Origin of the sequence: Streptomyces minutiscleroticus (assembly GCF_014650875.1) — a bacterium.
Classification (GTDB): domain Bacteria; phylum Actinomycetota; class Actinomycetes; order Streptomycetales; family Streptomycetaceae; genus Streptomyces; species Streptomyces minutiscleroticus.
In genome coordinates this window covers 43,787-68,510 of record NZ_BMVU01000013.1, presented here as the reverse complement: position 1 = coordinate 68,510, position 24,724 = coordinate 43,787, and the positions used below count along the sequence as shown (strand labels likewise).

Genomic DNA, 24,724 nt, shown 5'->3' with positions numbered 1-24,724 from the left:
CCGGTACCCAGGACCGGATCGGACGTCGCGTGTCCGGAAAAAGGGCGGGAAAACACGCTCGTCGGCGCCGTCCGGGGCGGTCTCAGGTGAGGTCGAAGTCCCCCTCGCGGGCCCCCAGCACGAAAGCACCCCACTCCGCCGGTGTGAAGATCAGGGAGGGGCTCTCCGGGCTGCCGCTGTTGCGCATCGCGATGAAGCCCTCGACAAAGGCGATCTGGACATCCCCCAGCCCACGGCTGCCGGAGCGCCAGTCGGCGTTGCTGAGGTCAAGCTCCGGCTTCTCCCAGCCCGCGAGCGGGTTCTGCTGGATGGTGCTCTCGGCCACGTCCGTGCTCCTCCCGGTTCGTCGTCCGCGGCCAGCCTAGCGATCGGGTCTCCCGCCGCACAGGCCATGTGACAGGGACATTCCTGTGGGGCGGACGGGGGGACCAGGACCGGCCACCTCCCGGACCGCCCGGCCTCCTCCCGGGACCCGGACGGCCTCCGCCCGGGAGCGGGACGGCGGCCGCGGGGTCCGGACGGCGGCCGCACGAGGCCCGGACGGCGGCCGCGGGAGGAGGAGCGGGCGGCACGCCGTCGCGGCCCTCCGCCCCTGCGCGCGGCGGCTCACCCCCGCGCGAACCGGTCCCGCAGTTCGCGCTTGAGGATCTTGCCGCTGGCGTTGCGCGGCAGGGCGTCGACGAACACGACCCGCTTCGGCGCCTTGAAGCGGGCGAGCTTCTCGCGCGTGTACGCGAGGAGTTCGGCCTCCGTGACCTCGCCGCGCGGTACGACGAACGCCGTGACCGCCTCGATCCACCGCTCGTCGGGCAGGCCGACGACGGCGGCCCCGGCCACCCCGGGGTGTGCGTACAGCACGTCCTCGACCTGCCGCGACGCCACCAGGACACCACCGGAATTGATGACGTCCTTCACCCGGTCGACGACGGTGAAGAAGCCCTCGGCGTCCCGCACCGCGAGGTCGCCCGAGCGGAACCAGCCGTCGCGGAAGGCCTCCGCCGTCTCCTCCGGCTTGCCCCAGTAGCCCTCGCACAGCTGCGGCGACCGGTAGACGATCTCCCCCGGCGTGCCGTCGGGCACGTCCCGGCCCGCCTCGTCGACCACCCTGGCCTCGACGAACAGCACGGGCCGCCCGCAGGAGTCCATGCGGCCCTCGTGCTCGTCCGGCCCGAGGACCGTCGCCAGGGGGCCGATCTCGCTCTGCCCGAAGCAGTTGCGGAAGGCCAGGCCGGGCAGACGGGAGCGGAGCCGTTCCAGGACCGGCACCGGCATGACCGACGCGCCGTAGTACGCCTTGCGCAGCGCGCTCAGGTCGCGCCCGGCGAAGGTGGGGTGGTCCGCCAGCGCGATCCACACCGTGGGCGGGGCGAACAGGCTGTCCGTGCCGCCCGACTCCACCAGGTCGAGCAGGCGCCCGGGGTCCGGCGCGTCGAGGATCGTGTTCGCCGCGCCGACCGCCAGGCAGGGCAGCAGGAAGACGTGCATCTGCGCCGAGTGGTAGAGCGGGAGCGCGTGCGCGGGCCGGTCCTCCGCCCGCAGGTCGAGCGCATGGATCGCGCTCAGGTACGCGTGGACCAGGGCCCGGTGCGTCATCATCGCGCCCTTGGGCAGGGCCGTCGTCCCGGACGTGTAGAGCAGCTGGACCAGGTCCTCCGCGTGCGGCCCCGGCCCCTCGTGGGGCCGCGCCCGCTCCAGCCGGTCCAGGAGCGAGCCGTCGGCGCCCCGCAGGGGGAGGACCGGCACGCCGCCTCCGAGGCGGTCCGCGAGGTCCGGGTCGGCCAGCACGAGCGCGCTGCCGGACTGGTCCAGGATGTAGGCGAGGTCGTCGCCGGTGAGGTTCTGGTTGACCGGCACGTGCACCAGACCGGCCCGGGCGCAGGCCAGGAAGCCGATGAGGTACGCGTCGGAGTTGTGGCCGTAGGCGGCGACCCGGTCGCCCGGAGCGGGGCCCCGCTCCCGCAGGACGGTCGCGGCCCGCGACACGGCGGCGTCCAGCTCCGCGTAGGTCCACGACCGGTCCCGGTAGCGGACCGCCGGGCGGTCCGGGGTGCGCCGGGCGCTGCGCCGCAGCACCCCGTCGACCGTGCTGGCGTGTGTGTGCCCCTGTCCGTGCCGGGCACCGAGGGTGTCCCGGCCGTCGTGTCCGCGCTGCATCGGGCGGCCCCCTGTCCCGCCGTACCGGCCGTCGGTCCCGGCGCGGTCCCCGATCCTCGGGGCGGCCGCGGCGGAGGTCAAGACGTGCGACGACGCCGGTCCCGGCCGCCCCGCCGCGCCGGGCGGCGGGGTTGACACGCGCCGGGCGCCGCAAGAAAGTTCCGAGCATCCATGGCGATCCCGAAAGATTCTTTCAGGAGGCTGCGTCTTGACCGAGGACACCGAGGACACCGAGGGCCCGGCCCGCGGAGCGGGCCGTCGGGGGATCAGCAGACGGCAGCTGGTGCGGCGAGGCGCGGCGTTGGGCGGCGCGCTGGCCCTCGCCCCGTTCCCGGCCGGACCCGCGGCGGCCGCCCCGGCGGGGGCGGGGCGGCCCACGCTGCGGCACGGCTCCGCGGAGCGCGCGGGCCTGCTGGCCGGGCACCTGCGCCGGCTCGTCGCGGATGCCGAAACGTTCCTCGGCCCCTCCCCCACACACCCCTGGTACGCGGGCGCCGTACTGCTCGCGGGCCGGGGCGGCACGGTCGCCCTGCACGAGCCGATCGGCGCGGCGGTGCGCTACGCGGCGTACGACGAGACGACCGACACGGGCGTGGAGCTGCCGCCCGGGCAGCGGATCCCGACGACCGAGGACACGGTCTTCGACCTCGCCTCCGTCTCCAAGCTCTTCACCTCGCTCCTGGCCGTGCAGCAGATCGAGCGCGGCGCGCTGGACCTGGAGGCGGCGGTCGCCTCCTGGCTCCCGGACTTCGGCCGCGCGGGCAAGCAGGACGTGACGGTCCGCCAGCTGCTCACGCACACCTCCGGCTTCCGCGCCTGGATCCCGCTGTACGAGGCGCCCACCCACGAGGCGCGGATCCGACTGGTCTACGACGAGGCGCCGATCGCCGAGCCCGGCACCGCCTACCTCTACTCGGACCTCAACCTCATCTCCCTCCAGCTCGTCCTGGAGGAGATCACCGGGTGCCGGCTGGACACCCTGCTCCACGACGAGATCACCGGTCCGCTCGGGATGAGCCGCACGCGCTACAACCCGCCCGCCTCCTGGAAGCCGCGGATCGCCGCCACGGAGGACGCGCGCAAGCCGTGGTCGGGGCTCGACCGGGGCATGGTGTGGGGCGAGGTGCACGACGAGAACGCCTTCGCGCTCGGCGGCGTCGCGGGGCACGCCGGCGTCTTCTCCTGCGCCTGGGACCTGGCGGTCCTCGGCCGCACGCTGCTCAACGGCGGTGTGTACGGCCGGACGCGCATCCTGCGCCCGGAGTCGGTGGAGCTGATGTTCACCGACTTCAACACCGCCTTCCCCGGCGACGCGCACGGGCTCGGCTTCGAGCTGTACCAGCACTGGTACATGGGCGCGATGGCCACGCCGCGCACCGCGGGGCACACCGGCTTCACCGGCACGTCCCTGGTCCTGGACCCGACGACCGACTCCTTTCTCGTCCTGCTCGGCAACTCCGTCCACCCCGTGCGCACCTGGCGGTCGGGGTCGGCGCCGCGCGTGGCCGCCGCCGACCACCTGGCGCGGGCCGTACCGGTACGGCCCCGGCACGGACGCACCGCGTGGTTCTCGGGGACGGCGAGCGCGGCGTCCGCGACGCTCACGCTGCCGCCGCTGGACCTGCGGGGCGGGCGCGCGGCACTGCGCTGCGCCCTGTGGTGGGACACCGAACCCGGCACGGACGCCCTGTACCTGGAGACGTCGACGGACGACGGCGCGAGCTGGCGGCCGGTGCCGTTCACCACCGCGCGGGCCGGCGAGGAGCCCCGGACGCACCCGGACGGCTCCGTCACCGGCTTCTCCGGCCGGGTCTGGCACCGGCTGGCCGCCGACGTGCCCGGCGCCGCGCGCACCCTGCTGCGCTGGCGGTACGCGACCGACCGGCGGTACACGGGCCGGGGCGTCTACGTCGACGGGCTGCGGGTCGAGCGGGCCGGCCGCGCCGTCCTCGACGACTCCCGCCCCGCGGACGCGTGCCGGATCGAGGCCGTGGGCTGGACCGCCGAACGGGACTGAGCCGGACGCTCACTCCCCGGTCCGGCCCTCCTCCGCCTCCAGGACGGCCATCGCCGCGTTGTGCCCGGGCACCCCGCTCACCCCGCCGCCGCGCACCGCCCCCGCGCCGCACAGCAGGACGTTCGCGTGCCGCGTCGCCACGCCCCAGCGCCCCGAGCCCTCCCGGGCGTACGGGAAGGCGAGGTCGCCGTGGAAGATGTGGCCGCCGGGCAGCCGCAGGTCCCGCTCCAGGTCCAGCGGCGTCCTCGCCTCGACGCAGGGGCGGCCCTCGGCGTCGGTGGCGAGGCAGTCGGCGAGCGGTTCGGCCAGGTGGGCGTCGAGCTGCGCCAGGGTGGACCTCAGCAGCTCCTCGCGGGCGGCGTCGTTGTCGCGGGCGAACAGCCGGGCCGGGGTGTGCAGGCCGAACAGGGTGAGCGTCTGGTAGCCCCGGTCGGCCAGGTCCGGGCCGAGGATCGTCGGGTCGGTGAGCGAGTGGCAGTAGATCTCCGAGGGCGGCACGGCGGGCAGGGCGCCCGAGGCGGCCTGCGCGTACGCCGTCGCCAGCTGCTCGTAGCCCTCGGCGACGTGGAAGGTGCCGGCGAACGCCTCGCGCGGGTTCACGGACTCGTCCCGCAGCCTCGGCAGCCGCTCCAGCAGCATGTTCACCTTGAACTGCGCGCCCTCGGCGGGCACCGGGGGCTCGTCGCCGGTGAGGGCGGCCAGCTGGTGGGGCGAGGCGCCGACGAGGACGTGCCGGGCGGCGACCGTGCCCTCGGCGTCGGCGGTGCGGTAGGCCACCTCGGCCGTGCGTCCGTCGGTGTCCACGCGGACCGCCTCGTGCCCGGTGGCGATCACGGCGCCCGCCGCACGGGCCGCCGTCGCGATCGCGCCGGTCAGCGCGCCCATGCCGCCGACGGGCACGTCCCAGGCGCCCGTGCCGCCGCCGATGACGTGGTAGAGGAAGCAGCGGTTCTGCAGCAGCGAGGGGTCGTGCGCGTCGGCGAAGGTGCCGATCAGCGCGTCGGTCAGCACGACGCCGCGCACGAGGTCGTCGGCGAAGGCCGCCTCGACGGCGACGCCGAGGGGCTCCTCGAAGAACATCCGCCACGCCTCCTCGTCGTCCACCCGGCGGCGCAGCTCCTCCCGGGTCGGCAGCGGTTCGGTGAGCGTGGGGAAGACGCGCTGCGCCACCCGGCCGGTCGCGGCGTAGAAGCGCTGCCAGGCGGCGTACTCCCGGTCGGAGCCGGTGAAGCGGGCGAAGGCCTCGCGGGTGCGTCGCTCGCCGCCGCCCACCAGCAGCCCGGTGGGGCGGCCCGCCCGCTCGGCGGGCGTGTAGGAGGAGACGGTCCGGCCGCGCACCCGGAAGTCCAGGTCCAGGTCCCGCACGATCTTCTTGGGCAACAGGCTGACCAGGTACGAGTAGCGCGACAGCCGTGCGTCCAGGCCGGCGAACGGGCGGGTGGAGACGGCGGCGCCCCCGGCCGTGCCGAGCCGCTCCAGGACCAGGACGGACCGCCCGGCCCTGGCCAGGTAGGCGGCGGCGACCAGGCCGTTGTGTCCGCCGCCGACGACGACGGCGTCGTAACGCTCGTGAGCAGGCATGTCCCTTGGTAACACGCGATGATCGCGGTCGCCAGGGTGCGCGCCCGCACCGGTGTTCCCGCGCCACCGCCCCGCACCACCGCCGCGCCCGCCGGGCGCCACCGGTCAGCGGCCGCCCGGGGCCGGCCGCCGCCGCAGCGCCGCGACCCGCCGGTACAGCTCGACGGCCTCCCCGGCCCGTCCGAGCCGCTCCAGGCAGTGCGCCTCGTCGTCCCGGCTGGTGAGGGTGTCGGGGTGGGCGGCGCCGAGGACGCGCTCGCGGGCGCCCGCGACGTGCCGGTAGGCGGCGAGGGCGTCGGCCCAGCGGCCGAGCCAGCCCAGGGCGACGGCGATCTCGCGGCGGCTGACCAGCGTGTCCGGGTGCTCGGGGCCGAGCACGCGCTCGCGGATCGCGCACACGTCGCGCGCCTCGGCGAGCGCCTCCTCCCAGCGGCCGAGCCGGCCGAGGTTGACGCCGAACCCGTGCCGGGCGCGCAGGGTCTCGGGGTGGGCCGGGCCGTGGACGCGCGTGCGGTCGTCGATCAGGCCGCGGTACAGCTCCAGCGCCTGGCCGCTGCGGCCGAGCCGGCCGAGGCTGATGCCCACCTCGTAGCGGGCGGCGAGCGTGTCGGGGTGGTCGGGCCCGAGGACCCGGGCGCGCGCCTCGGCCACCTCGCGGTAGCTGTCCAGGGCCTCCGGCCAGCGCCCCAGCTGCCCCAGGGCGAAGGCGACCTCGTAGCGGGTGACGAGCGTGTCGGGGTGGGCCGGGCCGAGGACGCGGGCGCGCGCCTCGGCGACCTGGCGCGCCATGCGGTACGAGTCCTGGGTCCGGCCCAGGCGGCTGAGGTTGAAGGCGAGGTTGTGGCGGCAGCGCAGGGTGTCGGGGTGGTCGGGGCCCATGGTGCGCTCGCGGGCGGCGAGCACCTCCGTGTACGCCCGGTGCGCCTCGAAGTGGCGGCCCAGCCGGCCCAGTACGTACGCCGTCTCCTGCCGGGCGGCCAGCGTGCCGGGGTCGTCGGGGCCGAGGACGCGCTCCCGGGCCCGGGCGATCTGCGTGTGCTCCCGCAGCGCGTCGGCGGCCCGCCCGGTGCGGCTCAGCGCGAGGGCGGCCTCGTAACGGCTGGTCAGCGTGTCGGGGTGGTCGGGCCCCAGGACGCGGGCGCGCTCGGCGGCGACCTCGCGGTGCACCTCGGCGGCCTCCGCCCAGCGGCCGAGCCGCCCCAGGCTGAGACCGGCCTTGTGCCGGCCGGCGAGGGCGGCGGCCTCTTCCGGGGACGGTTCCGGAGCGTCCGCGCGGCCGGACTCCGGGACGTCCGCGCGACCGAGTCCCAGAGCGTCCGCGTGGCCGGGCTCCGGGACGTCCGCGCGACCGGGCTCCGGGGCGTCCGCGCGGCCGGTCCCGGGGGCGTCCGCGCGGCCGGGCCCGGAAGGCGGCGCGGACCCGGGCTCCGGAAAGGGCGCCGGTCCGGGGCTCAACGGTGCGCCGGGGCCGGGCCGGGCGGTCCGCTCCCCGCCGGGGCCGACCGGGACGTCCGGCGGCAGGGTGCACGGTCCCGCGGCGGCCGCCCTGCGGTCCGTGGCCGCGCCGTCCGGCCGGGCGGGCGGTCGGACCGCCGGGCGCGGGCCGGTCCGGACGGTCACGGCCGTCCGGGCGTACGCCGGCGCGGCCCGGCCCTCGCCGATGCGGCGGCCCAGTTCGCGGGCGTCCCGCGGGCGCTCGTCCGGCTCCTTGGCGAGCAGGTCGAGGATGACGCGGTCGAGGTACTCGGGGAGTTCGGGGCGCCGGGCGCGCGGCGGCTCGGGCGGTGTGTCGCGGTGGCCGACGAGGACCGCCCAGGCGTCGCCGAGGTCGAACGGCGGCGCCCCGGTGGCGATCTCGTACAGCACGCAGCCGAGCGAGTAGAGGTCGCTGCGCTCGTCGACGTCCGTCCCGCCGATCTGCTCCGGCGACATGTAGTGCGGGGTGCCCATGGCGATGCCGGTGCCGGTGAGCTGGGCGGTGAAGCCGGCGTCGCGGCCGAGGCGGGCGATGCCGAAGTCGCAGATCTTCACCGTGCCGTCGGTGAGCCGCACGATGTTCGCGGGCTTGAGGTCGCGGTGCACGATGCCCTGGCGGTGGGTGTAGGCGAGGGCGTCGGCGACCTGGTCCGCGACCTCCACCACGTCGACGACGGGCAGCGGGTGCTGCTTGTTGTCCTCCAGGAGCCGGCTGAGGTCGCGGCCGTCGAGCAGTTCCATGACGAGGTAGAGCACGCCGTCGGACTCCCCGAAGTCGTGCACGACGGTCACCCCGCGGTGCTGCAGGGCGGCGGCCACCCGGGCCTCGCGGCGGAACCGCTCCCTGAGCACCCGTGTCAGCGCCTGGTCGCGCTGCGGGCCCAGCGGCTTCAGGCACTTGACGGCGACGTGCCGGCCCAGCGCCTCGTCCCGCGCGCGCCACACCTCGCCCATGCCGCCGCGCCCGATCAGGTCGAGCGTCCGGTACCGGCCGTGGATCAGCCTGGTGTCCGCCATCTCCTGCGATCGCCCCCGAGAATCCGGCCGCGCCCTCCCCTGGCCCGTCCAGTATGGCCAGTCGTGTGCCGGTTCTGTACGGCACCGGAAGCCGTCCGGGGCGGTCGTCCCAGGCGTCCGGGACCGCGAGGAACCCGGTGCGGGCGTCCAGGACCGCGAGGAACCCGGTTCAGACGTCCAGGACCGCGAGGAACCCGGTTCAGGCGTCCAGGACCGCGAGGAACTCTGTGCAGGCCCGGGCGCAGGCCCGGCACGCCGCCGCGCCCGCCTCGGCGTCCGGGCTGCGGTCGAAGGTGTGCGCGCTCTCCAGGCAGACGGCACGGCACCACTCGACCTGGACGCGCAGCCCGTCCTCGTTCTGCCAGGGCTGTTCGGCGAGGACGTGGCACGTGGCGTCGCAGACCTCGGCGCACAGGATGCCCTTGCGCCGCACCTGCTGTTCCTCGTCGGAGCCGTCCGGGTCGGTCAGTCCCGCGCGCACGGCGCACACCTGTGCGCACTCGCCGCAGGCCTGCGCGCAGGCGAAGCGGTCCTCCAGGAAGCGGACGACTTCCTGACGGTCTGTTGTCGCTGTCATCCGGGCCGGGTAGCCGGGCGGTGCCGCGCCAAACCCCGGCCGGCCGGACGCGAAGCGGCGCGCGGCGCCGGCTCCGGCGACCGCGGGGCGGCGCGTCCGCACCCGTGACCACGGCCGCCCCAAGGTCGATACTGCCGACACAGGGTGCCGGGAGCGCCGGTCCGGCGGGCGGCACGACGCGCGGACCGCGGACCGCGAGCGCTGCCGCCGGTCTCACCAGGAGGTACGCATGAAGATGCTCATCAACGTCGCCGAGACGGTGGTCGCGGACGCGCTGCGCGGCATGGCCGCCGCCCACCCCGAGCTGGTCGTCGACGTCGAGAACCGGGTGGTCGTACGGCGGGACGCCCCCGTCGCCGGGAAGGTCGCGCTGGTCTCGGGCGGCGGCTCGGGCCACGAGCCGCTGCACGGCGGGTTCGTGGGGCCGGGGATGCTGTCGGCGGCCTGCCCCGGCGAGGTGTTCACGAGCCCGGTGCCGGACCAGATGCTGCGCGCCGCGGCCGCCGTGGACAGCGGCGCGGGCGTGCTCTTCGTCGTGAAGAACTACACCGGTGACGTGCTCAACTTCGACATGGCGGCGGAGCTGGCCGAGGACGAGGGCGTCCAGGTCGCCAAGGTCCTGGTCGACGACGACGTGGCGGTGAGCGACAGCCTCTACACGGCCGGGCGGCGGGGCACCGGCGCGACCCTCTTCGTGGAGAAGATCGCGGGCGCGGCGGCCGAGGAGGGACAGCCCCTGGAGCGGGTCGAGACGATCGCCCGTCAGGTCAACGCCGGCTCCCGCAGCTTCGGCGTCGCGCTGACCGCCTGCTCCACCCCCGCCAAGGGCGGCCCCACCTTCGACCTGCCGCCCGGCGAACTGGAGCTGGGCGTCGGCATCCACGGCGAACCGGGCCGGGAGCGACGCGCGATGATGACCTCGGGCGAGATCGCCGACTTCGCCGTGGACGCGATCCTGGCGGACCTCTCCCCCAGGAACCCCGTCCTCGTCCTGGTCAACGGCATGGGCGCGACGCCGCTGCTGGAGCTGTACGGCTTCAGCGCCGAGGTGCAGCGGGTGCTGGCCGCCCGCGGCGTCGCGGTGGCGCGCACGCTCGTGGGCAACTACGTCACCTCGCTGGACATGGCCGGCGCCTCGGTGACGCTCTGCCAGATCGACGAGGAACTGCTGCGGCTGTGGGACGCGCCGGTGGCGACGCCGGGCCTGCGCTGGGGCAGGTGAGCACGGCCGGCGACCGCGGGCCCCCTCGCCCCCTGCTCCTGCTCCTGCTCCTGTCCCATGCCCCTTGCCTTTTGCCAGGACATCCGCATCCCCCCTGCCCCGCCCCGTACCCCGGGTGTCCGCGACGGCCCGGGGACGGAGACCCGAACGTCCAGCGGCGTCCGTACGGGCGGCCCGGCCCGGACCGGCGAAGAAGCGACCGACGAGGAGACGCAGTGCCCGACCTCGACCTGCCCGACCCCGATCCGTCCGGCCCCGGCCTGCTCGACGCCGGTTTCCTGCGCCGCTGGATGACGGCGGCCGCCGCCTCCGTGGACCGCGAGGCGGACCGGCTCACCGCCCTCGACTCGGCCATCGGCGACGCCGACCACGGGAGCAACCTGCGGCGCGGCTTCACCGCCGTGGCGTCCGAACTGGAGAAGGAGCCGCCGGACACGCCCGGCGCCGTCCTGGCGCTCGCCGGACGGCACCTGATCTCGACGGTCGGCGGCGCCTCGGGACCGCTGTACGGAACCCTGCTGCGCCGCGCCGGCAAGGCGCTCGGTGACGCGGCGGCGGTCTCCCGGCAGGAGCTCGCGGACGCGCTGCGCGCGGGGGTGGACGCGGTGCGGCAGCTCGGCGGCGCCGCGCCCGGGGACAAGACGATGGTCGACGCGCTGGTACCGGCCGTGGACGCGCTCGGCACCTCCTTCGCCGCGGCCCGCTCGGCCGCCGAGGAGGGCGCCCTCGCCACCACGCCGCTGCGGGCCCGCAAGGGCCGGGCGAGCTACCTGGGCGAGCGGAGCGTCGGGCACCAGGACCCCGGCGCCGCCTCGTCGGCCCTGCTGGTCGCGGCGCTCGCGGAGGCGGCCGGTGAGTGACGGGACGGCACACGGGAGGAAGGGGACGGTGTACGGGAGGGACGGGACGACGCAGGGGAGGGACGCGACGGCCGGAGCGGGCGGGCCGGACGGGGCGGACCGCACGGACGACAGGACGGTCGGCGTCGTACTGGTCTCGCACAGCGCCGCGGTGGCCGCCTCGGTGGCGGAGCTGGCGGCGGGACTCGCCGCGGGCGGGGGCGCCACCGCCCCCGTGGCCCCGGCCGGCGGGACCGCGGACGGCGGCCTCGGCACCAGCTCCGAACTGATCGCGGCGGCGGCCGCGGCCGTGGACCGCGGCGCGGGCGTCGCCGTCCTCGCCGACCTGGGCAGCGCGGTCCTCACGGTGAAGGCCCTGCTGGCGGAGGGCGGCGACCTCCCCGGGGACACCCGTCTGGTGGACGCGCCGTTCGTCGAGGGCGCGGTCGCCGCGGTGGTCACGGCGTCGGCGGGCGGCGACCTCGCCGCGGTGGAGGCGGCGGCCGCGCAGGCGTACACCTACCGGAAGGTGTGAGCCGCGGACCCGCGCCTGCCGGCAGGCACGGGGAACGGCGGGCTCGGCCGCGTACGGCAGGCCACGGGCGGGCCCGCCCACGTGTGCGGATCCCGAGCATCCGCCCACGTACGCGGGTCCCGGGCGGGCCCGCGTGCGGAGCGGGCGACCGGGGGCGGCGGGGCCGGGTGGCCGCGGGACTGTCGCCCGCGGCCACCCGGCCGCCCTCGTCGGCGCGGGACGAGCGACGACAGCGGTCCGCGCCGTCGGCGTGAACTCCCCAGTAAGGATGCCGAGTTCAGCCGGGAAGAAGCTCAGCATACGTAACCCGGCGGGTGGTTCGCGAACCGTGCGCCCGTCCCGCCGACGGGACCGCCCTCTTGTTGGGAGCACGTCAGCGGCGCCATATTGGTCCGGACCATTCACGAAGGGGAGGGTCAGGCCATGCGACGCGTTCCCGCTTCCTCGCCCGCCGGGCCGCACCGGGCCGCACCGCACGAGGGCGTACCGCGCGGCGGCGTGCCCCGCCGTGCCGCGCCGCGCGGCGGCGCGCCGCTCCGGGCCGTACCACTGCTCCGGGCCGTGCTGCTCGGCGGCGCGCTGCTGCTGACGGCGTCCTGCGGCCCGGCCGGGCGGGACGCCGCCGCGACCGCCCGGCCGCCCGCGGCGCCCAGGGGCGTCACCGCCGCCGCGGGCAGCGCCACCACCGTGCACGTCATGTGGAACCGCGCCGCCGCGGAGCCGAGGGTCGCGACGTACGAGGTGTACCGCGGCACCACCAAGGTCGAGGAGGTGCCGGGCGCCGAGCACATGGTGGACGTCACCGGGCTGAAGCCCTCGACGGCGTACGTCTTCACCGTCCGGGCCCGCGGCGCCGACGGGACCGCGGGGCCCCGCAGCGACGAGGTGCGGGCCACCACGCACGCCGCCGGCGCCGCCGACCGCCGGGCCCCGAGCCGCCCCGGCGACCCGAGCGGCGAGGCCGCGGGCGGCCGGGCCGTCCGGCTGTCCTGGCAGCCCTCCACGGACGACCGCGGCGTGGTGTCGTACGACGTCCACCAGGGCGACACGAAGATCCACAGTGTGGGCGGCGGGCAGACGGCGACCGTGGTGACGGGGCTGCGGCCGGGCACCCGGTACACGTTCACCGTGCGGGCCCGCGACGCGGCGGACAACGTCTCGGCCCCGAGCGAAGCCGTCCGGCTGACCACCGCCGCGGGCCCCGACGACGGCCGGGGCACCGCCCCCACCCGCTTCCGCGCCACGACGCACCGCGCGGACGGGGCGTACTACCTCGACCTGTCCTGGGTCCCGCCGGACACCGACGGCGTCGTCACCGAGTACCAGGTGCACCTGGACGGGCGGCCGGTCACCTCCGTCGTCTACGGCGGCACCGCACCGCGCGACAGGGCCGAGTACAGCTTCTACGTGGGGCGCGGGGCCGGGGCCGGGCACCGGGTGCGGATCAGGGCCAGGCTGCCCGACGGGACCTGGGGCGGGTTCTCGCCGGAGCGCACCGTGACGACCGGGAAGGGCGCCGGGACGAACGGCGGCACGGGCTGAGCCGGGCGCGCCCCGGGACGCGCCCCGGGCGGCCCGCCTCCCTGCCTCCCCGCGTCACCACGCCACCGCGTGTGCCGCCCCGTCGTCCGGTCGCGCGCCCGCACCCGATGACGGGCCGTCGGGCGTGCGCCGGACGACGGGTTCCGTCACCTGCCCGGCCGCGGTCCGGGTGCGGAGCGGGGCCGTGCCGCGTTGGCTCGCGGTGGAGGCAGCACGGGCGTTCCCGACCCGCGGCGGAGCATGGGATGCCCCGCCGACCGTGCCGCCGGAGGGAAGACCCATGCGCATCCATCGGATACTCGTCCGCTCCGGCCTGACCGCGACGGCGGCCGCCGCGCTGCCGCTGGCCCCGGCCGCCGGCCAGGCCGCCGCGGCGGGGCCGGGCATCACCGTGACCTTCAGCAGTTCCACGGTCCAGGCGAACACCACCGCGTGCGGCGGAGGCGGCGACGCCGCGCTGCTCTCCACCGGCCAGACCACCTTCGCGCAGGGCCGCCGGACGCCGCTGACCACCGGCAGCACCCAGAGCGCCTCGTGGTCGGGGGTGGGATCGGGCACCTACACCGTCGCGGTGGTCTGCTCGAACGGCACGACGGCGGGCACCCAGTCGATCACCGTCTCCCAGGACACCTCCCCCACCACCTCGTCGACGTCCTCCCCGCCCCCCTCCGCCTCACCCTCCCCCTCGCCCTCCGGGTCCACGTCCGCGTCCGCGTCGGCGTCCCCCTCGTCGTCCGCTTCCGCGTCGGTGCCTCCGTCGCCGTCCGCCTCGGTGCCGGTGTCGCCCTCGCCGTCCGTCACGCGCGGTGTCATGGGCGGCCTGGGCGGCGGGACCCGGGACCGCGGCACGTTCACCACCGTCGCGGGCGGCGCACTGGTCACGGCGGGACTGGCCGGCTCGGTCTGGTGCCTGAGCCGCCGGGTCCGGACGAAGCGGGGCTGACGCCGCACGTCCACGCCGCACCGCACCGCACCGCGCCACGCCGTACCGCATACGCCGCACCGCGCCGTACCGCATACACCGCACCGCGCCGCACCATGTCGCACCGCACCACGCCGTACCGCACCATGTCGCACCGCACACGCCGCACCGCACCGCGTCGCACCGCACCGCGTCGCACCGCACCGCGTCGCACCGGAGGACTCGGGCTCCCGGTCCGCCTCAGGAAGCGGAGTCCTCCGGTGCGCGCGCGGACGTGTCCCCCGCCCCGTCCGCCCGGCCGGCCCCGTCCGTCACCTGCGCCTCCCCCATCTCGTCGAACTCGGCGAGCGCGCGGTCCAGCCACTGCGTCCAGAACGTCTCCAGATCGATCCCCGCCCGCAGGACCAGGTGGCGCAGCCGGTCCTCGGGCGCGTCCCTGCCGGGCGGGAAGTCGCGCCGCCGGATCTCCTCGTACTCCGCCAACTGACGCCGGTGCAGGTCGAGGTGGCGGAGCAGGTCCTCCCGCAGGCCCGCCGTGCCGACCACGGCCGACGCCCGCAGCCGCAGCAGCAGCGGGTCGCGGTGGGGGCGCGGGTCCTGCGGCGCGGCGGTCCAGCGGGCGAGTTCGGCACGGCCCGCGGGCAGCACCTCGTAGCTCTTCCTCTGGCCGCGGGCCGGCTGCTCCGCGGGCAGTGCCCGGATGTGGCCCTCGGCCTCCAGCCTCCCCAGCTCGCGATAGATCTGCTGGTGCGTCGCCGACCAGAAGTAGCCGATCGAGCGGTCGAAGCGGCGGGTCAGTTCGAGGCCCGACGACGGCTTCTCCAGCAGGGCCGTCAGGATCGCGTGCGGGAGTGACATGCGCTCATCCTAGGGAGGCGGCCGCCCGGGGCCCCTCTCCCCGCCCACCTGCGCATTCCATACGCACCACCAGCCCGCGCACCGCGCCTAGAGCGCCGCGGCCAGCTCCGTGCCCTGCTTGATCGCGCGCTTGGCGTCGAGCTCGGCGGCCACGTCCGCGCCGCCGATCAGATGCGCCTCGCGGCCGGCGGCGCGCAGTTCCTCGTACAGTTCGCGCCGCGGCTCCTGGCCGGTGCACAGCACGACGGTGTCGACGGGGAGGACCCTGGCGGCGCCGTCGACGGTGAGGTGCAGCCCGGCGTCGTCGATGCGGTCGTAGCGCACGCCCGCGAGCATGGTCACGCCGCGGTGCCTCAGCTCCGTGCGGTGGATCCAGCCCGTGGTCCTGCCGAGCCCGGCGCCGACCTTCGACGCCCTGCGCTGGAGCAGGTGGACCGAGCGCGGCGGGGCGGGCCGCTCGGGCGCGGTGAGGCCGCCGGGCGTCCGGTAGTCCATGTCCACGCCCCAGCGCCGGAAGTACGTCGGCGGGTGCTCGTGCGCCTTGTCGCCGCCGTCCGTCAGGAACGCGGCCACGTCGAAGCCGATGCCGCCCGCCCCGAGGACCGCGACCCGCTCGCCGACGGGCGCGGCGTCGCGCAGGACGTCGAGGTAGCCGAGGACGCTGGGGTGGTCGACGCCGGGGATCGCGGGCGTGCGCGGGGTGACGCCGGTGGCGACGACGACCTCGTCGTACCCGGCGAGGCGGGCGGCGGTGACGTGCGTGCCCAGCCGTACGTCCACGCCGTGCCGGGCCAGCTGGACGCGGAAGTAGCGCAGCGTCTCGTCGAACTCCTGCTTGCCGGGCACCCTGCGGGCCACGTTCAGCTGGCCGCCGATCTCGCCCGCGGCCTCGAAGAGGGTGACGTCGTGGCCGCGTTCGGCTGCGGAGACCGCGCAGGCCAGACCGGCGGGCCCCGCGCCCACGACGGCGATCCGCCTGCGCGTCCGCACCGGCGCGAGGACGAGTTCGGTCTCGTGGCAGGCGCGCGGGTTGACCAGGCAGGACGTGACCTTGCCGCTGAATGTGTGGTCGAGGCATGCCTGATTGCAGCCGATACAGGTGTTGATCTCCTCGGCCCGGCCGTCCGCCGCCTTGGCCACGAAGTCGGGGTCGGCGAGCATCGGGCGGGCCAGGGACACCAGGTCGGCGTACCCCTCGCTGAGCAGTCGCTCGGCGAGTTCGGGGGTGTTGACGCGGTTGGCGGTGACCAGCGGGACGGAGACGGCGCCCATGACCTTCTCGGTCACCCAGGCGAACGCGCCGCGCGGCACCTGGGTCGCGATGGTGGGGATGCGGGCCTCGTGCCAGCCGATGCCGGTGTTGATCAGGGTCGCCCCGGCGGCCTCGACGGCCCGGGCGAGCGTGATCACCTCGTCGAGGGAGGAGCCGCCGGGCACCAGGTCCAGCATCGACAGCCGGTAGACGACGATGAAGTCCTCGCCGACCGCCTCGCGCACCCGTCGGACGATCTCGACGGGGAAGCGCATCCGGTTCTCGTACGGGCCGCCCCAGCGGTCCTCGCGCCGGTTGGTCGCGGCGGCGACGAACTCGTTGACCAGATAGCCCTCGGAGCCCATGATCTCGACGCCGTCGTAGCCCGCGAGCCGGGCCAGGCGCGCGGCGCGGACGTAGTCCTCGACCGTCCGCTCGACCTCGTCGCCGGTGAGGGCGCGCGGCACGTAGGGGCTGACGGGCGCCCGCAGCGCGCTCGGCGCGACGAGGTCCGGGTGGGAGGCGTACCGCCCGAAGTGCAGGATCTGCATCGCGATCCGGCCGCCCTCGCGGTGCACGGCCGCGGTCACGGCCTCGTGCGCGCGGGCCTCCTCCTCGGTGGTCATCTTGGCGCCGCCGGGCGCGGGCCGGCCGGCCTCGTTCGGGGCGATGCCCCCGGTGACGATGAGCCCGGCGCCGCCGCGCGCCCGCGCCGCGTAGAACTCCGCCATACGCGCGAAGCCGTGCTCGGCCTCCTCCAGGCCGACGTGCATGGAGCCCATGACCACGCGGTTGGGCAGCGTGGTGAAGCCGAGGTCGAGCGGTTGCAGCAGGTGCGGGTATCGGCTCATCGGCCCCTCCGTGCGCGATGTCGTCCGCGCCGTTCACGCGGTGTCGTCCGCACTGTTGTAGACGACGGGCCGCCGATTGTGCAACTAGTTGCAAAACAGGTCCCGAAGCCGCCCCGGGCAGGTGAAGGGCCACCCCGAGCAGGCCGGGGGCTACCCCGGGCAAGTCGCGGAGCCGTCCCGGGCGGAAGGGCGGCGGGCCGGTCGGCGACCGGCCCGCCGTCCACCCCTCCGCGCCCTCCGTTTCCTCCGCGTCCTCCGCGTCCTCCGCGTCCTCCGCGCCCTCCGTTTCCTCCGCGCCCTCCGCGTCCTTACGGCCGCGTGCCCACGACGACGTGCGCGTACAGCTCCTCGGACACCTCCAGGCGCGCGGCCAGGCCGCCGCGGGCGAAGGCGTCGAGGGCGGCGGGCGCCTGGCGCTCGCCGGTCTCGACGAGGAGGTGACCGCCGGGGGCGAGCCACCGGACCGCCTCCGCGCTCACCCGTCGCAGGACGTCGAGCCCGTCGTCGCCGCCGTCGAGCGCCACGAGCGGTTCGTGGTCGCGGGCCTCCGGCGGCAGCAGGCCGACCTCGGCGGTGGGGACGTACGGCACGTTCGCGGCCAGGACGTCGACGCGGCCGCGCAGCGCGCCGGGCAGGGCGGCGAAGAGGTCGCCCTCGTGGACGCGGCCGCCGTAGGGGGCCACGTTGCGGCGGGCGCAGCGCACCGCGGCCGGGTCGATGTCGGCGGCGTGCAGCTCGGCGCCGGGGAAGGCCGCCGCGAGCGCCGCGCCGACCGCGCCCGAGCCGCAGCACAGGTCCACCACGACGGCGGCGGTCCCGGCGGCGGCGACGGCCCGGTCGACCAGGAACTCGGTGCGGCGGCGGGGCACGAAGACGCCCGGCTCGACGGCGATGCGCAGGCCGCGGAAATCGGCCCAGCCCAGGACCTGCTCGAGCGGCAGCCCGGCGGTGCGGCGCTCCACCATGGCGGCGGTCTCGGCGGGGGTGCGGGCGGTGGAGAGGATCAGCCGCGCCTCGTCCTCGGCGAAGACGCAGCCCGCGGAGCGCAGGGCGGCGACGACGGAGGTGTACGAGGACGGCGCCGGGGAGGAAGGCGAGGGAGAGGCGGAGGACATGGGAACCGGGAGCCTTTCGGTGGACCGAAGGGCGCTCTCGCGGTCATCCGGCGCCGACGGAACCCCGAAGCGGTCGCCCGGCGCGGGTGGGACCTCGCGAGGAGAGCACCCGAGCTGACACAGCGGTGATGGGTCTCACCTCCCAGGCAGGTCCGGACGCGGCGTGCAGCCGCGCGCGGAAACATTACATGATCGCCCCGTCGTCCGGGACCGGCACCGCACGCCCGGCCGGGCACCACCGCCGGACGACGGCCGCTTGTACTATGCAACGAGTAGTGCGAGGGAGGTCCCGTGAAGGCAGTCGAGGGATCGGACGGGACCGCCGACGAGGTGGCGCTGGAGACCATTCACCACGAGCTGACGTCCTTCGCCCGGCGCGCCCGGGCCTCGGCGGGGCGCATGCACCCCGAGCTGTCCCTGGTCTCGTACACCCTGCTGGGGCACCTGGAGGAGAGCGGCGGCTGCCGGGCCACCGACCTGGCCGTGCACTACGCCCTGGACAAGTCCACGGTGAGCCGCCAGGTCACCGCCCTGGAGCGGGCCGGTCTCGTCGAGCGGCGCGCCGACCCGGACGACAACCGCGGGCAGCTGCTCCACCTGACCCCGGCCGGCACCGCGGCCCTCGCCCGCGTCACCGAGCGCCGCCGGGAGGCGTTCCGGGCGCGCCTGGCGGACTGGTCCGCGGACGACCTCGCGCGCTTCGCGGAGTACCTGGTGCGCTACAACGCGGCGGCCGCGGCGCGGGACGGCCGTACGGACTGAAGGGCGGGCCGGGGCGCCGACCGGGCCGGGCCGCGCGCACCCCGGCCGACCCGGTAGGCGGTCCAGGTCCTCTCCGGGCGGCTCATTCGTGCGGCACCACCACGACCGGGCAGGCGGCGTGGCGGATCAGCGAGCGCGCCACCGGGCCGAGACCCGGCCCCGCGGACAGCCGACGGCCGATGACGAGCAGGCTCGCGCGGGCCGCCGCCCGCAGCAGGTGGTGCACCGGATGGCCGTCCAGCACCCGCCCGTCCACCTCCGTGTCGGGGAACTTGTGGCGCCACGGCTGCAGCACACCGCCCAGCGCACCGGACGGCGCCTCCCGCGTCGCGGTGCCGCCGGGCGCCCGGGCCGCGCGCGGCAGCCCGGCGGGCGGGGCGGGCGTCCTCGCGTGCAGGACCCGCAGCGGCGCCGCGCGGACGGCCGCCGCGTCGAAGGCGTAGCCGGTCAGCTGCTCGGCCGGCCGGTCGAGGTCCAGACCGAGCACCACCGGGCGGTACGGCGCCGCGTACGGGGGGACCCGCGGACCGACCGGCACCCGCTCGTCCTGCGGCAGCTCGCCGGAGCGCACCAGGACGACGGGGCGCTCGGCGCGGGCGGCGACGCCGAGCACGACCGAGCCGGTCAGGAAGCCCGTGACGGCGTTGCGCACCCGCGAGCCGAGGACCAGCGCCTCGCTCTCCCGGGCCGCGTCGAGCAGCGCGGGCACCGCCGGCGGTCCGGTCCTGCGGGCGAGGATGTCGAGGGCCGGGTGCGCGTACGCGAGCTGGACCGCCGCCCGGCCGAGCACCGTGCGGGCGGGCCCGGCCGGGAGGTCGACGTCCGGCACGCGGACCGGCGGCGGCGGTTCCCCTCCCGCGTACAGCAGCCGCAGGGCGAGGCGGCGGCGGTCCGCCTCGCGGGCCGCCCAGTCGGCCGCGTCGAGGCTCGCCGCGGAACCGTCGATGCCGGCGGTGATGGTCCTGACGTCGTTCATGGCTTCGCGCCTCCCAGACGCTTCGGGGTCGGTTCAGCCCGGCCACGTCCACTCGGCGACCTCCGGCAGGTCGGTGCCGTGCTCGCGGATCCAGGCGTGGTGCCGGGTGCGGACGTCGGTCATGGCCTGCCGGACCCCCGCCGCGCGCACGGCGAGCCCGGGCACGCGGTCGATGACGTCCATGACCAGCCGGTAGCGGTCCAGGTCGTTGAGGACGACCATGTCGAACGGGGTCGTGGTGGTGCCCGACTCCTTGTAGCCGCGCACGTGCAGGTCGCGGTGGCCGGTGCGGCGGTAGGCCAGCCGGTGGATCAGCCACGGGTAGCCGTGGTACGCGAAGATCACCGGCTTGTCGGAGGTGAACAGGGCGTCGTACTCGCGGTCCGTCATGCCGTGCGGGTGCTCTCCGTGGGGCAGCAGCCGCGTCATGTCCACGACGTTGACGACCCGTACGGCCAGGTCGGGCAGGTGGGTGCGGAGCAGGGCCGCGGCGGCGAGGACCTCCTGGGTGGGCACGTCGCCCGCGCAGGCCAGCACCACGTCGGGCTCGCGGCCGGTGTCCGTGCCCGCCCACTCCCAGATCCCGGCGCCGCGGGCGCAGTGGGCGCGCGCCTGCTCCATGGTCAGCCAGTCGAAGCAGGGCTGCTTGCCCGCGACGATCACGTTGACGTAGTCCCGGCTGCGCAGGGCGTGGTCGGCCACCGACAGCAGGGTGTTGGCGTCCGGCGGCAGGTAGACGCGGACCACCTCGGGGCTCTTGTTCAGGACGTGGTCGACGAAGCCGGGGTCCTGGTGGGAGAAGCCGTTGTGGTCCTGGCGCCACACGTGCGAGGTCAGCAGGTAGTTGAGCGAGGCGATGGGGGCCCGCCAGGACAGTTCGCGCGAGATGCGCAGCCACTTGATGTGCTGGCTGACCATCGAGTCCACGATGTGCGCGAACGCCTCGTACGAGGAGAACAGCCCGTGCCGCCCGGTGAGCAGGTAGCCCTCCAGCCAGCCCTCGCACAGGTGCTCGGAGAGCACCTCCATCACCCGGCCGTCGTGCGCCAGGTTGATGTCGGTGGGCAGGACGTCGGCCTGCCATGCCTTGCCCGTCGCCGAGTACAGCGCGCCGAGGCGGTTGGACTCCGTCTCGTCGGGGCCGACCACGCGGAAGTCGCGCCGGTCCGCGGTGTCGGCCATGATCCGGGCGAGCATCCCGCCGAGCACCTTGGTCGGCTCGTGCAGGTTCGTGCCCGGCTTGTCGACGTCGACGGCGAACTCCTCCAGCTTCGGCAGGGGCAGGGAGCGCAGCAGCCGTCCGCCGTTGGCGTGCGGGTTCGCGCCGAGGCGCCGGTCCCCCTCGGGCACGCACTCCAGGACCGCTCCGGTGGGCCGGCCGTCGGCGTCGAACAGCTCCTCGGGCCGGTACGAGCGCAGCCACTCCTCCAGCTGCCGCAGGTGCTCGGGGTTGTCCCGGACCCCCGAGAGGGGGACCTGGTGGGAGCGCCAGGTGTTCTCCACGGGGTCGCCGTCGACCGCGGCGGGGCCGGTCCAGCCCTTGGGGGTGCGCAGCACGATCACGGGCCAGCGGGGCCGCTCGCCCGCCCTGCCCGCGCGGCGCGCCTCCTGCTGGTACCGGTCGATGCGGTCCAGGGCGAGGTCCATCGTCCGGGCGAGCTCCTCGTGCACCCGCAGCGGGTCGTCCCCCTCCACGTGCAGCGGCTCGTGCCCGTAGCCGCGCAGCAGCTCGTCCAGCTCCTCGCGCGGGAGCCGGGACAGCACGGCCGGGTTGGCGATCTTGTAGCCGTTGAGGTGCAGGACCGGCAGGACCGCGCCGTCGTGGACGGGGTCGAGGAACTTGTTGGAGTGCCAGGACCCGGCCAGCGGGCCCGTCTCCGCCTCGCCGTCGCCGATCACGCACGCGACCAGCAGGTCGGGGTTGTCCAGGGCGGCGCCGTAGGCGTGCGCCAGGGAGTAGCCCAGTTCACCGCCCTCGTGGATCGAGCCCGGGGTCTCGGGCGCCACGTGGCTGGGCACACCGCCGGGGAAGGAGAACTGCCGGAACAGCCGTTCCATGCCCGCCGCGTCCCGGGAGACGTCGGGGTAGATCTCCGAGTAGCTGCCCTCGAGCCAGGAGTTGGCGAGCACGGCGGGGCCTCCGTGGCCCGGTCCCCAGATGCAGATGGTGTTCCGGTCGCGCTCGCGCACGACGCGGTTGAGGTGGGTGTGCACCAGGTTCAGGCCGGGCGAGGTGCCCCAGTGGCCGAGGAGCCGCGGCTTGATGTGCTCGGGCCTCAGGGGCTCGGTGAGCAGTGGGTTCGCCATGAGGTAGATCTGGCCGACGGCCAGGTAGTTGGCGGCGCGCCAGTGCGCGTCGAGAGCTGCCACGCGGTCCTTCGCCATGGGTTCTCCAGTCGGGGGTACGGGGGATGGGACGCGGGTTCCACGAGGGGCGCGGTTCAGTCGTGCGAGGGGTCTCGTTCACGCCACGCTCGCATCTCCCGGACGCCCGCGGGGAGAGGCGCACCGGCCCCGGGCCGGGGTCCGTTCGGCCCCCTGCGGCAGGGGCGTCCGAGTACGACGGTGGGGGTGGGCACGTGGGAGCAGGACGGCGGGGCGGAGGAGACGGGGCCGTGGGGAGGCCGGTGCGGGGGTGGCGGTGGCGCCCCAACACGCTGCGGAGACGCTGTGACGTGGTGGAGGCGTGGACGGTGCTCTGCGTCGTCCTGCTGCTGGTGTTCGGCGCGCCGCTGGCCGGTCTCGCGGCCGGCTGGTGGGCGCACGACGCGGCGCGTGCGACGGCCGAGCGGCAGCGGGCCGAGCGCGAGCGGGTGCGTGTCGAAGTGGCCGAGAACGCACCCGCCGCGCTGCCCACGACGCAGCACGGCCGGCAGGCCGCCTATCCGGTCCGGGTGCGCTGGACGGACGGGGACGGGGTGCGGCACACGGGCGAGACGCCGGTCGCCGCGGGGACGCGGCGCGGGGACACCACCGCGGTGTGGCTGGACGCGGCGGGCCGGATCACCGCCCCGCCCGTGACCGGGACCGCGGTCCTGCACCGGACGCTGTCGGCCGGCGTGTGCACCGCGGCCGGGTTCGCGTCGGCCGTGGTCGTCGCGTACACCGTGGTGCGCCGGGCCGCCGGCCGGAGGCGGCTCCAGGAGTGGGAGCGCGCGTGGGCGCGCACGGGGCCCGAGTGGCGCCGGCTCACGCCCTGACGGACCTGCCCACGGCGCACGCGCCCCGGCCGTCGTGACGGCGGCGCGTCTGCCGCCCACCGCGACGGCGGCGCACACCCCGCGGCCCGTGCGGCACCGGAGAGCCGCGAGTGGCGGGGCGTGGGGCGCACCGGCCGGGCCGGTGGAACCGGAGCGGTGCTCATGCATCGGCGGAAGCGGTCGGTCCGGTCCCGGACGGGGGCCGGTCGGCCCCTGCCGCTCCGCGCCACCGGCCGCGGATGCTGGAACGGCACGGCGGGGATCCTCGGGAAAAGGGACCGGCATGACCGCGACGACGAACGGGACGGCCGCACGGACGACGCCGACGGCACCGGCGGCACCGGGGGCGGCGCGGACGCTGACCGAGGAGCACCGCCGCAGGCTGCTGCGGCTGGCGCACGACGTGTCGTTCCCGCCGGGCGCGCGGATCTGTGCGGAGGACGGGCGCGCCGACCGCTTCTGGGTCGTCCGCAGCGGGACCGTCGCCCTCGACATGCGGATGCCGGGCCGCCCGCCCGCGGTCGTCGCGACCCTGGGGCCCGGCGAACTCGTCGGCTGGTCCTGGCTGTTCCCGCCCGCCTCGTGGCAGCCGGGCGCGGTGGCGCTGGGCCCCGTGCGCGCGCACCGGTTCGACGGGCCGGCCGTACGGCTGCTGTGCCGGTCGGACCCGGACCTCGGCACGGCGGTCGGTCGGTGGGCCGGGCAGGTGCTCGCCCGCCGGCTGCACGCCGCGCGCTCGCGCCTGCTCGACGCGTACGCGCCCTGCGGCGGCGGTGCCGCGGGGAGGTGAGCGGTGCCGCGGGCGCCGAAGGGGCCGTTCGGCCCTGTCGGCGCCGGCCGCCCGTGCGCCAGGATCGACCGGGAACCCGCCGAGTCCCAGGGGGTCTTGACGATGCCCGAAGCTGTTCCCGCGTCCGTACCCGCGCCCGGCGGTACCGGCGGCGCCGTCCGGGTGTTCCTGCTCGACGACCACGAGGTGGTCCGCCGGGGACTGCACGACCTGCTGGACGCCGAGCCCGACATGGAGGTGGTCGGGGAGGCGGCGACCGGCGAGCAGGCGCTGGCGCGGGGGCCGGCGCTGCGCCCGGACGTGGCCGTCCTCGACGTACGACTGCCGGACGGCGACGGGATCAGCGTCTGCCGCGAACTGCGGTCCCGGATGCCGCGGCTGGCCTGTCTGATGCTGACGTCGTTCGACGACGACGACGCCCTGCTGGACGCGATCATGGCCGGGGCGTCGGGGTACGTCCTGAAGCAGATCAAGGGGTCCGACCTGGTGTCGGCGGTCCGCACGGTCGCCTCCGGCCAGTCGATGCTCGACCCCGCGACCACGGCGCGGCTGATGAGCACGCTGCGCGGTCCGGACAGCGCGGCGCAGGCACCCGAGGACGCGCGCCTCGCGGGCCTGTCGGAGCGGGAGCGGGAGCTCCTGGTGCTGATCGGCGAGGGACTGACCAACCGTCAGATCGGCAAGCGGCTCTACCTCTCCGAGAAGACCGTGAAGAACGGCATCTCGCGTCTGCTGTCGAAGCTGGGCGTGGAACGCCGCATCCAGGCGGCGGTGATCGCCGCGCAACTGCCTCCCTCGACGCACCGGCCGGGCGTCTGACCCCCGGACCGTGGGACCGTCGGGCCGACCATGAGACCGTCGGGCCGACCGCGAAACGCCGGGCCGGGCCACTCCCGCCCGAGCCGCGAAACGCCGGGCCGGGCCACTCCCGCCCGAGCCGCGAAACGCCGGGCCGGGCCACTCCCGCCCGAGCCGCGGAGCGCCGGGCCGGGCGTCTGGCATCCGGACCGTGAGGCCGTCGGGCCGGGCAGCCGCCAT

General features: G+C 76.2%; 20 protein-coding genes. 10 read left to right on the top strand and 10 right to left on the bottom strand.

The annotated features are described in order from the left end of the window. Positions 1-82: 82 nt before the first annotated feature. Positions 83-325 (bottom strand): DUF397 domain-containing protein, encoded by a 243-nt coding sequence (locus IE271_RS15740; RefSeq protein ID WP_190190927.1) that lies wholly within the window; start codon positions 323-325, stop codon positions 83-85. Positions 326-606: 281 nt separating this feature from the next. Beyond that, on the bottom strand, positions 607-2,154 hold the full coding sequence (locus tag IE271_RS15735) for an acyl-CoA synthetase (RefSeq protein ID WP_190190926.1): 1,548 nt from the start codon (positions 2,152-2,154) through the stop codon (positions 607-609). A 208-nt stretch (positions 2,155-2,362) separates the two neighbouring features. Here IE271_RS15735 and IE271_RS15730 point away from each other — a divergent pair, with 208 nt between their 5' ends. Continuing rightward, positions 2,363-4,171 (top strand): serine hydrolase domain-containing protein, encoded by a 1,809-nt coding sequence (locus IE271_RS15730; RefSeq protein ID WP_190190925.1) that lies wholly within the window; start codon positions 2,363-2,365, stop codon positions 4,169-4,171. Positions 4,172-4,180: 9 nt separating this feature from the next. On the opposite strand, the gene IE271_RS15725 is transcribed toward IE271_RS15730, so the two are convergent. The 3 genes from IE271_RS15725 to IE271_RS15715 form a co-directional block, all read right to left on the bottom strand. Further along, the gene (locus IE271_RS15725) at positions 4,181-5,752 is read right to left on the bottom strand and encodes a phytoene desaturase family protein (RefSeq protein ID WP_190190924.1); all 1,572 of its coding nucleotides are present in this window, start codon (positions 5,750-5,752) and stop codon (positions 4,181-4,183) included. 105 nt (positions 5,753-5,857) lie between these two features. Beyond that, positions 5,858-8,245 carry a tetratricopeptide repeat protein gene (locus IE271_RS15720; RefSeq protein ID WP_190190923.1) on the bottom strand — a complete coding sequence of 796 codons (2,388 nt, stop codon included), beginning with the start codon at positions 8,243-8,245 and terminating at the stop codon, positions 5,858-5,860. Between the two features lie 199 nt (positions 8,246-8,444). Further along, entirely contained in the window at positions 8,445-8,822 is a 378-nt protein-coding gene (locus tag IE271_RS15715) for a four-helix bundle copper-binding protein (protein WP_190190922.1), read from the bottom strand. A gap of 229 nt (positions 8,823-9,051) precedes the next feature. Here IE271_RS15715 and dhaK point away from each other — a divergent pair, with 229 nt between their 5' ends. The 5 genes from dhaK to IE271_RS15690 all read left to right on the top strand — a co-directional run bounded on the left by dhaK (position 9,052) and on the right by IE271_RS15690 (position 13,903). Next, complete coding sequence (gene dhaK, locus IE271_RS15710) at positions 9,052-10,044, top strand: dihydroxyacetone kinase subunit DhaK (protein WP_190190921.1); 993 nt, start codon at positions 9,052-9,054, stop codon at positions 10,042-10,044. A 260-nt stretch (positions 10,045-10,304) separates the two neighbouring features. Then, a complete protein-coding gene (dhaL, locus tag IE271_RS15705) occupies positions 10,305-10,904 on the top strand; it encodes a dihydroxyacetone kinase subunit DhaL (RefSeq protein ID WP_190191009.1) in 600 nt (199 codons plus the stop codon). A gap of 130 nt (positions 10,905-11,034) precedes the next feature. Next, entirely contained in the window at positions 11,035-11,418 is a 384-nt protein-coding gene (locus IE271_RS15700; protein ID WP_229919372.1) for a PTS-dependent dihydroxyacetone kinase phosphotransferase subunit DhaM, read from the top strand. A 423-nt stretch (positions 11,419-11,841) separates the two neighbouring features. Next, positions 11,842-12,960 carry a fibronectin type III domain-containing protein gene (locus IE271_RS15695; protein WP_190190919.1) on the top strand — a complete coding sequence of 373 codons (1,119 nt, stop codon included), beginning with the start codon at positions 11,842-11,844 and terminating at the stop codon, positions 12,958-12,960. A 280-nt stretch (positions 12,961-13,240) separates the two neighbouring features. Next, entirely contained in the window at positions 13,241-13,903 is a 663-nt protein-coding gene (locus tag IE271_RS15690; RefSeq protein WP_190190918.1) for a hypothetical protein, read from the top strand. Positions 13,904-14,122: 219 nt separating this feature from the next. Here IE271_RS15690 and IE271_RS15685 read toward each other — a convergent pair whose 3' ends face one another. The 3 genes from IE271_RS15685 to IE271_RS15675 all read right to left on the bottom strand — a co-directional run bounded on the left by IE271_RS15685 (position 14,123) and on the right by IE271_RS15675 (position 17,958). Then, positions 14,123-14,740: a PadR family transcriptional regulator gene (locus IE271_RS15685; protein WP_190190917.1), complete on the bottom strand. Its 618-nt coding sequence runs from the start codon at positions 14,738-14,740 to the stop codon at positions 14,123-14,125. An 87-nt stretch (positions 14,741-14,827) separates the two neighbouring features. After that, the gene (locus IE271_RS15680) at positions 14,828-16,843 is read right to left on the bottom strand and encodes an NADPH-dependent 2,4-dienoyl-CoA reductase (protein ID WP_190190916.1); all 2,016 of its coding nucleotides are present in this window, start codon (positions 16,841-16,843) and stop codon (positions 14,828-14,830) included. Positions 16,844-17,151: 308 nt separating this feature from the next. Beyond that, on the bottom strand, positions 17,152-17,958 hold the full coding sequence (locus tag IE271_RS15675; RefSeq protein WP_190190915.1) for a putative protein N(5)-glutamine methyltransferase: 807 nt from the start codon (positions 17,956-17,958) through the stop codon (positions 17,152-17,154). 291 nt (positions 17,959-18,249) lie between these two features. On the opposite strand from IE271_RS15675, the gene IE271_RS15670 reads away from it, so the two are divergent. Next, positions 18,250-18,720: a MarR family winged helix-turn-helix transcriptional regulator gene (locus tag IE271_RS15670; RefSeq protein WP_229919362.1), complete on the top strand. Its 471-nt coding sequence runs from the start codon at positions 18,250-18,252 to the stop codon at positions 18,718-18,720. Positions 18,721-18,802: 82 nt separating this feature from the next. Here the strand turns inward: IE271_RS15670 and IE271_RS15665 are convergent, their stop codons facing one another. Together IE271_RS15665 and IE271_RS15660 are read right to left on the bottom strand one after the other, a co-directional pair. Further along, positions 18,803-19,696 carry a universal stress protein gene (locus IE271_RS15665; RefSeq protein ID WP_190190914.1) on the bottom strand — a complete coding sequence of 298 codons (894 nt, stop codon included), beginning with the start codon at positions 19,694-19,696 and terminating at the stop codon, positions 18,803-18,805. A 33-nt stretch (positions 19,697-19,729) separates the two neighbouring features. Next, a complete protein-coding gene (locus IE271_RS15660; RefSeq protein WP_190190913.1) occupies positions 19,730-22,081 on the bottom strand; it encodes a phosphoketolase family protein in 2,352 nt (783 codons plus the stop codon). Between the two features lie 230 nt (positions 22,082-22,311). On the opposite strand from IE271_RS15660, the gene IE271_RS15655 reads away from it, so the two are divergent. The 3 genes from IE271_RS15655 (at position 22,312) to IE271_RS15645 (ending at position 24,505) form a co-directional block, all read left to right on the top strand. Continuing rightward, positions 22,312-22,896, top strand: a complete 585-nt coding sequence (locus IE271_RS15655) for an Rv1733c family protein (RefSeq protein WP_190190912.1) — start codon at positions 22,312-22,314, stop codon at positions 22,894-22,896. Positions 22,897-23,179: 283 nt separating this feature from the next. After that, complete coding sequence (locus IE271_RS15650; RefSeq protein WP_190190911.1) at positions 23,180-23,686, top strand: cyclic nucleotide-binding domain-containing protein; 507 nt, start codon at positions 23,180-23,182, stop codon at positions 23,684-23,686. Positions 23,687-23,788: 102 nt separating this feature from the next. Next, complete coding sequence (locus IE271_RS15645) at positions 23,789-24,505, top strand: response regulator (RefSeq protein WP_190190910.1); 717 nt, start codon at positions 23,789-23,791, stop codon at positions 24,503-24,505. The last annotated feature ends 219 nt before the right edge of the window (positions 24,506-24,724 follow it).